The sequence below is a fragment of the Anaerobacillus arseniciselenatis genome (assembly GCF_001865995.1).
GTDB classification, from domain to species: domain Bacteria; phylum Bacillota; class Bacilli; order Bacillales; family Anaerobacillaceae; genus Anaerobacillus; species Anaerobacillus arseniciselenatis.
The window spans coordinates 1-11624 of the sequence record NZ_MLQQ01000003.1; the positions used below are offsets into that span (position 1 = coordinate 1).

Consider the following 11624-nt stretch of genomic DNA (forward strand, 5'->3'; position numbering starts at 1 on the left):
TCGAGGGTTGAAAAGCCTATATCAACGATATGAATATCTGCGTCAAACTTAATTGAACCGCCGTATACCGAACGGTACGTACGGTGGTGTGAGAGGTCGGGGGTTAGTCACCCCCTCCTACTCGATTCATTAATATTTTTACAAGGGTAGAGGTATCCATTTCTTAAAACGAAATGCTTGTATACTCCTTTACAAATTCCCAGGGTATTCGATTCTGGCAAAAATTATTAAATCTATTATTACTAATGTTAATTTATATTGTTTTGATCTTACCTCGTAAAAGTAAGGAATAACCATTAAATCAATATACAGTATTTTGTTAGATTTGTATCTACTATATATTGATGACTCAGAAAACGGCTGATATAATATGATATCAGCGAGAGGGGGGGATTTACTAGTGGGTAAAATAATAGGAAAGGAGGGAAATGAATGGTAAAACGTATTAGTGCTTCAAGGATCAAAAGTCAAATTCGTAGTGTTGAAAACAAGATGAAGAGAGACTTTAAAAAGGCAGAGCGTGATTTTAATAGAGAATTAAAGAGATTTGAAAGAGAAATAAAAAAGAGTTTTTAATGTGCTGCAACACATAAAAACTCCCAAGAAAAATTTAGATAACCCTATCTTAACTTTTATCTAAGGATAAAAAAAGAGAGAACAAAAGTTTTAGTATTCTAGCTTAAGGAAAAGCAAGTTAGGAAAAATTAAAGTGTAATGAATGATAAAATTTTGCAAAGAATGGAGCTAAAATAATGCCGAGCGTATCAATTTTGGAATTTAAAATAAAAAATCTACGTTCTGATATAAATCGTTTAGAAGGAAAGCGTGCAAATGCGATAAAGGACGAAAGTAATTCAATAAAAAAAATCAATAATGCTAACACGTCGTTAAATAGAACGAAGAGTGTGGCTGCAATTTCTTCCAAATTAAAAGAACTAGAAAGGGAAAATAGAAAAATAGAAAAAGCAAAGGGAGAACAGGCAAAAATTATGTCAGAAATCTCGAAAAAAAGCACACAATTAAATAAAGCGTTAGCAGATTTAGGCAAGGCTCAACAAAAAGAGGTTGAAAAAGTAAATGCCCAACAAGAAGAAAAGATTAACAAGTTATACTCCCAACAAAAATTTGAATTAGAAAAACTCAGTTTTTTACCAAGCGATGAATCAATAGAGTATAAGGAATATGATGTTTTTATATCCCATTCTGCTGATGATAAGGACAGTTATGTTTCGGAATTGGCTGAAGCGTTAAAAGCAGCTGGGGTTACAATCTGGTATGATACGGACAATATCGGTTGGGGGAAAAGTATAAGAGAAGAAATAGATAAAGGACTTGCTTATTCAAAATATGGAATAGTAATTATTTCCCCTAGTTTTATAGAAAAATATTGGACAAACTATGAATTGGATGGAATATTAAACAAGGAAAGCACAACTAGAACCCAAATGATACTGCCTATATGGCACAACGTGACAGCAGATGAAGTTAAGAAATATAGTTACTCTTTAGCAGGTAAACTAGCTCTTAACACGGCTGTAAATACAATAGATGATATAGTTGATAAAGTAAATGCTCTGATAAAATAATAAACTCGAGGAACAGTTCAATACAGATTTTTGTGAAATGAACTCTTCTAGAGAAAGCTTCAGGTCTATTCTTCTGCAAAATAGCTTAGGTATAATTCCTAAGCTATTTTCTTTGCGAGGATTAGCGCTGTCATTATGGAGACTAATGGGAACTTTTTTACCTAAGGTTCTCAACTAATAAATCTTTTAATTATTAATTTATATACAAAAGATTTTCCACATTTAAATATAGTCAAACCTCTGTACTATTTATAATTAAGTACAGTTCTGAATAAGAAGAGTACTGAATATATTATTTTGATGAATGGATTTGTTTAAGGAGGAGGAGTTTTATTTGAAAAGGAAGTTATTAATTGCTGTATTGGGTCATCGGAACTCTGGGAAATCAGAAACATGGAAAAAACTTTTCAATGATCCCAACATACGAACAGCACAGAAATCACTTAGATCACTTCAAGTTGGTCCAAATGGGGAATATACCGATGTTTTTCTGATTAACGGTTCACCACAGGAAAGAGGGAGAACAGTTGATGAAATCATTCAAGTAAATTGTGATCCTGAAATTATATTATGTTCAATTCAATTTAAGAAAGATGCAATCAATACTTTAAAGTATTTTCAGGACAAAAATTATTTTATATATTTACATTGGCTTAATCCTGGATATAACGATAGTTACGAATACCCTGATTCGGAAAGTATTATCCCAGAGATTTTAAAAATGGAATCCGTTATTGGAAAAAGAAATGGGAAAGTTAATGCAGATAAGCGAGTATTAGAAATCCGGAATTATATATATGACTGGGCTACAAGAAACGAATTATTAAAGAAAAAAATTATTAAGAGTAAATAGCCAAAGAGCGGATCATTACTATGATGGTTCGCTTTTTTTATACCGCACTATATGTATGACGGTATATTTAAGGGTCACCCCAGGGGTATATATAAAACATAAGATATTTTGAAAGGATAATTTCTATAATTTGAGTTATATAAGTGAATAAAATTTCCTATAAAATGGATAAAAATTACTGAGCTTTTGTTATAATGGTGGTAACTATTTATCTGGGCAAGGGAGGGCTTGGCTATGGAGATTTTTAACAACACTTCTAAAATTGTTAAAGATGATCTGGTTAAAGAAATAACACCTGGGAGTCGTATTTCTATCGCGGCTGCTTATTTCTCTATTTATGCTTACCAAGAACTAAAAACACAACTAAAAGATATAGAAACTTTGGAATTTATCTTTACTTCTCCCACATTTGTTACTGAGCAATTTCCAAAAGAAAGACGAGAATTTTACATACCAAGATTAAAGAGAGAAACTAGTATATATGGTACTGATTTTGAAGTGAAATTAAGAAATGAGTTAACACAAAAATCAATTGCTCGAGAATGTGCAGAATGGATTCAGAAAAAGGTTACTTTTAAAAGTAATTCTACGCAAGATAGCATGGGTGGGTTTCTTAATCTTCAATCGAGTGATAAGCAAATTACATATATGCCCTTAAGTGGATTTACAACAGTAGATATGGGTTGTGAACGAGGAAACAATGTTTACAATATGGTAAATAAATTTGATGCTCCTTTTAGTAATGAATACATACGATTGTTTAATGATATTTGGGATGACAAAAGCCGTCTTCAGGATGTTACTGAACAAGTCATAGAGATTATTTCAACTGTTTACCAAGAAAATTCTCCTGAGTTAATTTATTTTATGACACTATATAACATCTTCAATGAGTTTTTAGAGGACATAACAGAGGATGTATTACCAAACGAAGCTACAGGATACAAGGAGAGTATAGTATGGAATAAGCTATATAACTTTCAGAAAGATGCTTCACTGGCTATCATTAATAAATTAGAACAATATAATGGTTGTATTCTAGCGGATAGCGTTGGCCTTGGTAAAACATTCACTTCGTTAGCAGTTATAAAATATTATGAAAATCGTAACAAGAATGTTCTTGTACTTTGTCCAAAGAAGTTGAAAGACAATTGGCTCACATTCAGAGGGAATTTAATTAATAATCCCCTTGCTAAAGACCGTTTAAGGTATGATGTTCTCTTTCATACAGATTTGTCACGGGAAAAAGGTGATTCAGTGATTGGCTTACCTCTAGATCGCATAAATTGGGGAAATTATGACTTAGTAGTAATTGATGAATCCCATAACTTTCGTAATGGTGGTGCTACAACTGGGGAGTATGGAGATAAAGAAAATCGATATTTAAGGTTGCTTAATAAAGTAATAAAACCAGGTGTAAAAACAAAAGTCTTAATGCTGTCGGCAACCCCTGTAAATAACCGTTTTCTTGACTTGCGAAATCAATTAGCTCTTGCGTATGAGGGCCACTCGGACTTAATAAATAAAAAGCTAAATACTAAAACAGATATTGATACAATTTTTAGACAAGCACAGAAGGTATATAACTCCTGGAGTAAACAACCACCCGAGACACGTACTACAAACTCATTGCTAAAACAATTAGATTTTGATTTTTTTGAAGTGCTTGATAGCGTCACAATAGCCCGCTCAAGGAAGCATATTCAACGTTACTATGATACTACTGAAATTGGTAGTTTTCCCAAACGCAATGAACCAATTTCAAAACGTCCCCAACTGACTACTTTAAATAATGCAATTAATTATGAACAGATATATGATCAACTTTCTCATTTAAACCTATCTTTGTATACACCAACTAATTATATACTCCCAAGTAGGTTGAGTAACTATATTGATTTGGACTCGGAAGATAGCAAACGCCTATCCCAAAGTGGACGTGAAGAGGGTATTCGTCGTTTAATGAGCATCAATTTGTTAAAGCGGATGGAAAGTTCTGTTCATTCATTTAAATTAACTGTAAAGCGTATTTATAATCAAATAATAGAAACGTTGAATGTTATAAAAGAATATCGTACTAACCAGGAAATTATAATACGAGATTATAGCGCATTTGATGAATTCGACTTAGATGACCAAAATATAGATTTATTTACTGTAGGAAAAAAATATAGAATTGATATAAACGATATGGATTACTTATCCTGGCAACAGGATCTAGTTGCTGATAAAGAAATTTTGGAGTTACTGATTTTAATGGTTGAAGACATTACTCCAAAATTTGATTGTAAACTGAATGAACTTATAGACGTTATCAGTCATAAGGTTACAAAACCTATAAACAACGGTAATAAAAAGGTTATTGTTTTTACAGCATTTTCTGATACAGCCGAATATTTATATGAAAATGTTAGTAATTATGTTAGGCAAAAATTCGGGTTAAATAGTGCACTAATTACAGGTTCAATTGAGGGGAAAACTACAATTCCTAAGTTTCATAATGATATGAATACTATCTTAACCTGTTTTTCGCCTGTTTCAAAAGACAAAGCACTAGTTATGCCGAATGATGAAAATGATATAGATATCTTAATAGCAACTGATTGTATTTCTGAAGGTCAGAATTTGCAGGACTGTGATTACTGTATTAATTATGATATACATTGGAATCCTGTACGTATCATCCAACGTTTTGGACGTATAGACCGTATCGGTAGTAAAAATTCAGTTATACAGTTAGTCAACTTTTGGCCGGATATAACACTAGATGATTATATTAATTTAAAAAGTCGTGTAGAATCTAGAATGCGTATCTCTGTTATGACATCAACAGGTGATGACGATTATATTAATCAGGATGAAAATGGAGACCTAATTTATAGACGAAAACAATTGGAAAAGCTTCAAGATGAAGTAGTCGATCTTGAAGAAATGACAACAGGCATCTCAATTATGGACCTTGGTTTAAATGAATTTCGTATGGATTTACTTGCGTATATTAAAGAAAACCCGAATCTCGAAAGAACCCCTCTTGGGATTCATGCGGTTGTCACTGGAGAAACTCCAGGAGTTATTTTTATCTTAAAAAACACAAATAAATTAGGTAATGAAGAAAGTCATAATCGTTTACATCCATTCTATATCGTATATATTTCAGACGAGGGTGAGGTTGTTACAAATCATCTTGAACCGAAAGAAATTTTAGATTTAATGAGATATTTAACGCGTGACAGAAAAGATGCTGATATGAAGGCATGTAGTATTTTTAACAAGGAAACCAATGACGGTAAAAATATGAAACATATATCAAATTTATTGCATGCAGCAATTTCAACCATTATCAGTGTTAAAGAAGAAAGTGATTTAGACAGCTTTTTTGGAACAGATCAAACAACATTCTTAACAGATACCATTTCTGGACTTGATGATTTTGAATTGATCTGTTTTATGGTGGTGTTAAAATGTTAACATTTCCGAAAAAGTCTAAAGTTGGTCGTATCATGCCAAAAGAAGCTTTTTACAAACACCTTACACTTAAAGGTGATATTCGAGAAAAGTTCGTTTCTGATATTAAACGAATCGTGTTAGAGTATAAACTATCACCTGATACACTAAATATGGAGAAAGGTGAAGAAGTAGCTGAAATCTTGGTGCTCTCACTTGAACTAAAGAAGAAAGAGCTTGATTATCGAACAGTTGAGGCTATTGCAAGGCAAAATTCGCATAAGCTTCTTTTCATAATTAAGTATCAAGACCTGGTTCAGTTATCACTATATTATAAGAAGATATATAAAACTGACTGGATACCAGAACAAGATACTTCTCTGAAGGTGACTGGTTTCAATCTTGATTCAGTTTGGAATGGTTTAGTTGAGCAGGTAGCTGTAAGAGAGGATATAAAAATTACTCAGGATAATATTAGTGTTTCTGAAAGGCTAGAACAACAAGAGAGAATAATAAAATTACAAAAAGAAGTAGACAAATTAGAGAAAGCTTCGAGAAATGAAAAACAACCGAAAAAGCGGTTTGAGTTGTATACAAAATTACAAGATTTAAAAAAGAGATTAGAGGACGAGAAGGGAGATTGAAAATGGATAAACTCAAAATGCAGTCAACAAATAAAGTGGCTGAGAATGTAAAAAAAATAGCTGAACTTTTTCCAAACACATTAACAGAAGTTATTAAGGAATATCGAAAAGATGGCTCGCCCATCATGGAGTATGCTATAGATTTTGACTTGCTAAGACAGGAACTATCCGACGTATTAGTAGAAGGTCCGGAGGAAAGATACCAATTCACATGGCCAGATAAGAAAAGTTCTATATTGTTATCCAATGCACCAATTGCTAAAACTTTGAGACCTTATCGTGAAGAGAGTGCTGACTTTGATAATACAGAGAACCTATATATAGAGGGGGATAATTTAGAGGCATTGAAGTTACTGCAGGAGACCTATCTGGGTAAAATTAAAATGATTTTTATAGACCCTCCCTATAATACCGGGAATGATTTTGTTTATGAAGATGATTTTGTACAGGATACACAACAGTATCTTGCGAATAGTGGTCAGTATGACGAAATGGGCAATAAACTCATGCAAAATACTGAAAGTAATGGTAGATTTCATACTGATTGGCTAAATATGATCTATCCACGAATGAGGTTGTCAAAGGATTTAATGGCTGATGATGGGGTAATTTTTATTAGTATAGACGACAATGAAGAAGAAAATTTAAAAAAGATATGTAATGAAATCTTTGGGGAAGCAAATTTTGTTGCAACAATAGTTTGGAAGCACACTCAACAAAGTAAAAATGATGAAAGACATTTTTCACGCCAATTTAATTACATATTAGTATACTCCAAGAACAAGGCGTTATTGAAAGACTTTTATTTTGATAGAACTGAAGAAGATAATAAAAATTACAGTAACCCAGATAATGATTCAAGAGGATTATGGAGAAGTGGTGATGTCAGAAGTCCAAATTATAGAAAAACGCTTTGTTATAACATAGTTGCTCCTAATGGATCGGTAATTAATCCACCAGCAAATGGGTGGAGATGGTCTGAGGAAAGTGTAAAAGAGAAACTTAAAACTGGAGAAATCATTTTTAAAAAAGATTTCACCGGAATTATTAGGAAAATTTACCTTTCTGATCAAAAGGGTAGAATACCAGAAAATTTATGGGAAGGAGGAAGGTTTGGTACTACACGTCAGGCAACAGCAGTAATAAAGGATTTGTTTGGTGGCAAGCAAGTATTTGATACTCCTAAACCAGTTGAATTAGTAAAGAGTATGTGTAAAATTGGTACGAATAAAGAAGATATTGTGTTAGACTTTTTCTCTGGATCAGCTACTACTGCACATGCAGTTATGCAGATAAATAATGAAGATGGCGGAAAACGTAAGTTCATTATGGTTCAATTACCTGAGGAAGTAGATGAAAAAACTGTTGCATATAAAACAGGTTATAAAAATATATGTGATATAGGAAAAGAGCGTATACGTCGAGCTGGGAAAAAATATTAGAAGAACAACCAGAAAGCAAAGGTAAATTAGATACTGGCTTTCGTGTTTTAAAAATAGATACAACTAACATGCAAGATGTGTATTATAAACCTAGTGAATATGATCAAGGGTTACTATTAGCGCTTGAAGAAAATATTAAAACAGGTCGAACTTCAGAGGATTTACTTTTCCAAGTCATGTTAGATCTGGGGGTACTTCTCTCCAGTAAAATTGAGGAAATAGTTATAAAGGGTAAAACGGTTTATAATGTTGCAAATGGATACTTAATGGCTTGTTTTGATACCGATGTTACAACTGAGTTAATTACTGAGATTGCAAAAAAACAACCGTACTATGCTGTTTTCCGTGACAGTAGTATGGCTAATGATAGTGTAGCGACAAACTTCGAACAGGTCTTTAATACCTATAGCCCAACAACTATAAGAAGGGTTTTATAGAGGAGGGGCTTCTGTGAAAATCAAATTTAAAGTACAACAATATCAAACGGATGCTGTAAAGAGTGTAGTTGAGATATTCTCTGGACAACCTTATATTGACCGCATAAAGTACAGAAGGGATTTAGGGATAAAGCCCCAACAAAAACAACTCACATTAGATGGAGAATTAGAAGATAATAACGAAGATAGTTCTGCTGGTTTTAAAAATGCTGATTTAGCATTGGCAGACGAGAAATTACTATTAAGTATTCGGAATATGCAGGCACAAAATAACATAAAACTTTCGGAGAGCTTGATAAAACATCTTGGTAAATGTAGCTTGGATGTTGAAATGGAAACTGGTACTGGTAAGACATATGTTTATATTAAGACTATTTTTGAACTTCAAAAGAAATATGGTTGGAGCAAATTTATCATTGTTGTTCCTTCAATTGCTATAAGGGAAGGTGTAAAGAAGAGTTTTGAAATGACTCAAGACCATTTCATGGAGCACTATGGAAAAAAAGCCCGTTATTTTGTTTATAATAGTAAGAACCTAGATGAGCTTGATAACTTCAGTTCTAGTGCAGGAATAAACGTCATGATTATAAATATTCAGGCATTTAATACCACGATGAAAGAAGGAGGTAGAAGTAAAGAAGCGCGCCGAATTTATGAAAAATTAGACGTTTTCGGAAGCAGAAGACCAATCGATGTTATAAAAGCCAATCGACCAATTCTTATCTTAGATGAACCTCAAAAAATGGGTGGAGAAAAGACACAAAATGCTCTAGCTAATTTTAATCCACTTTTTTGTTTAAATTATTCTGCTACTCATGCACATCAACATAACCTAGTGTATGTTCTAGATGCCGTAGATGCTTATAATAAAAGATTGGTAAAGAAAATAGAAGTAAAAGGGTTTGAAGTGAAAAATCTTAGAGGGACGGACAGATATTTATATCTAGAAAATATAATTATTTCCCCTACTAAACCTCCAATGGCAAGGATTGAATTAGAAAGAAGTTATCAAAAATCTATAAAACGTGAAACTCGCATGCTTGCTATAGATGATAATTTATACTCGATATCAAATGAAATGGAGCAATACAAAGGTTATCATATAAGTGATATAGATCCAATTCAAGGTACTGTTATATTTACTAATGGTCAAGTTTTATCTCGTGGCGAAGTTATTGGGGATGTCTCAGAGTCTGATATGCGCCGAATTCAAATTCGTGAGACTATCATCTCGCATTTTGAGAAAGAAAAACAATTGTTTGAACTAGGTATAAAAACACTTTCCTTATTCTTTATTGATGAGGTTGCTAAATATCGAAAATATAATGATGATGGTGATGAGATTAACTCTGAATATGGCGAAATGTTCGAACAAGAATATATAAATATCTTAAATGATTATATTACACTTGAAGATACACCTTATGTAAAGTATCTACAAAACATTGAACCAAGTAAGACTCATACAGGTTATTTCAGTATTGATAAAAAAGGTCGAATGATAGACAGTACTACAAAAAGAGGTTCAGATGAAAGTGATGATATTTCGGCATACGATTTAATTCTAAAAAATAAGGAGAGACTTCTTTCATTCGAAGAACCTGTCCGCTTTATTTTTTCACATTCAGCATTACGCGAAGGATGGGATAATCCGAATGTGTTCCAAATTTGTACATTAAAGCACGGGGGGATTAGCCCTACGCAAAAGCGACAAGAGGTAGGAAGAGGATTAAGACTTTCTGTAAATAAACATGGTGAGCGAATGGATGTTGAAAGATGTGGCAGTTCAGTGCACGATATAAATATGTTAACTGTTATTGCTAGTGAGGGATATAGAAACTTTGTTTCCGACTTACAGGTGGGTATCAAAGAAGCATTGTATGATCGACCGTCCAAAGCTACACAGGAATACTTTACAGGTAAAACGGTAATAGTCGAAGGACAGCCAGTAATCTTAGATGTTACAAATGCTAAATCTATTTATCGATACCTTATTAAAAATGACTATATTGATGATCATGATAATGTAACAGAGTCTTATCGTGTAGATTTAGAAAATAATTGTTTAGCACCAGTTCCAGATCTGTTACGACCGATGGTTGAGGGTGTACACATGCTAATTCAGAGTGTCTTTGATGAGAGTGTGCTTGATGATATGATTGATGATGGTAATCAGACAAAAATTCAAGATAATCCATTAAATGATAACTTTTACAAGAAAGAATTTCAGACTTTATGGAATTATATAAACCACCAATATGCCTATTCGGTTGAATTTGATAGTGAGGAACTTATTAAAAAGTCAATTAAACATCTGAATGAGAATTTACGTGTATCTCAACTTAAATATACTGTCACGAGTGGGAATCAAATTGTAGACCTTGATGAACATTCCATAGCTCGTAAAGATAGCTTTGTGGAGGAAAATACCAGAACAGAAACATTAAAGTATGCTGAAACAAGTCAGATTAAATATGACTTAGTTGGAAAAATTGCTGAAAGTACAACACTGACACGTAAAACAATTGTAGCAATATTAACTGGAATTGAAAATTATGTATTTGCTATGTTTAAACACAACCCAGAAGAATTCATTACAAGAGCAATTAGGCTAATTAAAGAACAAAAGGCAACTATGATAGTGGAGCACATCTCATATGATCAGATTGAGAGGCAATACGATAGTAGCATATTCACAGCTGGAAAAGGTACTGTTGAGATAAAAAAAGCTTTCAAAGCAAACAAACACGTTCAAGACTATGTAGTTACAGATGGATTAGCAGCAAAAAGTGTTGAAAGGCGTTTTGCAGAAGATATGGACAGAGCAGACGAGGTTTGTGTATATGCGAAATTACCTAGAGGCTTTTCAATTCCTACACCAGTCGGCAATTATTCTCCAGACTGGGCGATTGCATTTAACGAAGGAACAGTAAAACATATCTTTTTTATTGCAGAAACAAAAGGCTCCATGGAAAGTATGGACATAAGACCAATTGAAAAAGCTAAAATAGCATGTGCGAAAAAGCTTTTCAATGAAATCTCAACGAGTAACGTTAAATATCATGACGTTGATAGCTACCAAACAATGCTAGATGTGATAAGTGGATTATAATTGAATAAGCAATTTGTAACATTTGACAGGGTACAATATGTATCCTGTTTTTTTATATCACAGGTGTGAAGTTGAATTACATTATAATTCACGTTAGCTTGCTGTG

The 11624-nt window shown here is 33.0% G+C and carries 8 protein-coding genes; all 8 read left to right on the top strand.

The genetic code is table 11. The features are described 5' to 3' along the window. Positions 1–432: 432 nt before the first annotated feature. The 8 genes from BKP35_RS19400 (at position 433) to BKP35_RS05480 (ending at position 11518) form a co-directional block, all read left to right on the top strand. Entirely contained in the window at positions 433–576 is a 144-nt protein-coding gene (locus BKP35_RS19400) for a hypothetical protein (protein ID WP_169819144.1), read from the top strand. Positions 577–752: 176 nt separating this feature from the next. After that, a complete protein-coding gene (locus tag BKP35_RS05455) occupies positions 753–1586 on the top strand; it encodes a TIR domain-containing protein (RefSeq protein ID WP_071312410.1) in 834 nt (277 codons plus the stop codon). A gap of 334 nt (positions 1587–1920) precedes the next feature. Further along, the gene (locus BKP35_RS05460; protein ID WP_071312411.1) at positions 1921–2439 is read left to right on the top strand and encodes a hypothetical protein; all 519 of its coding nucleotides are present in this window, start codon (positions 1921–1923) and stop codon (positions 2437–2439) included. Between the two features lie 234 nt (positions 2440–2673). Next, entirely contained in the window at positions 2674–5907 is a 3234-nt protein-coding gene (locus tag BKP35_RS05465; protein WP_071312412.1) for a helicase-related protein, read from the top strand. Next, positions 5901–6527 (top strand): DUF4391 domain-containing protein, encoded by a 627-nt coding sequence (locus tag BKP35_RS05470; protein WP_071312413.1) that lies wholly within the window; start codon positions 5901–5903, stop codon positions 6525–6527. Before BKP35_RS05465 ends, BKP35_RS05470 begins: the two co-directional genes overlap by 7 nt. Before the next feature lie 2 nt (positions 6528–6529). Next, positions 6530–7969, top strand: a complete 1440-nt coding sequence (locus tag BKP35_RS05475) for a site-specific DNA-methyltransferase (RefSeq protein ID WP_245741872.1) — start codon at positions 6530–6532, stop codon at positions 7967–7969. A gap of 68 nt (positions 7970–8037) precedes the next feature. Further along, the gene (locus tag BKP35_RS19935; RefSeq protein ID WP_245741873.1) at positions 8038–8406 is read left to right on the top strand and encodes a hypothetical protein; all 369 of its coding nucleotides are present in this window, start codon (positions 8038–8040) and stop codon (positions 8404–8406) included. Positions 8407–8419: 13 nt separating this feature from the next. Further along, on the top strand, positions 8420–11518 hold the full coding sequence (locus tag BKP35_RS05480; RefSeq protein ID WP_071312414.1) for a type III restriction-modification system endonuclease: 3099 nt from the start codon (positions 8420–8422) through the stop codon (positions 11516–11518). Positions 11519–11624: the final 106 nt, after the last annotated feature.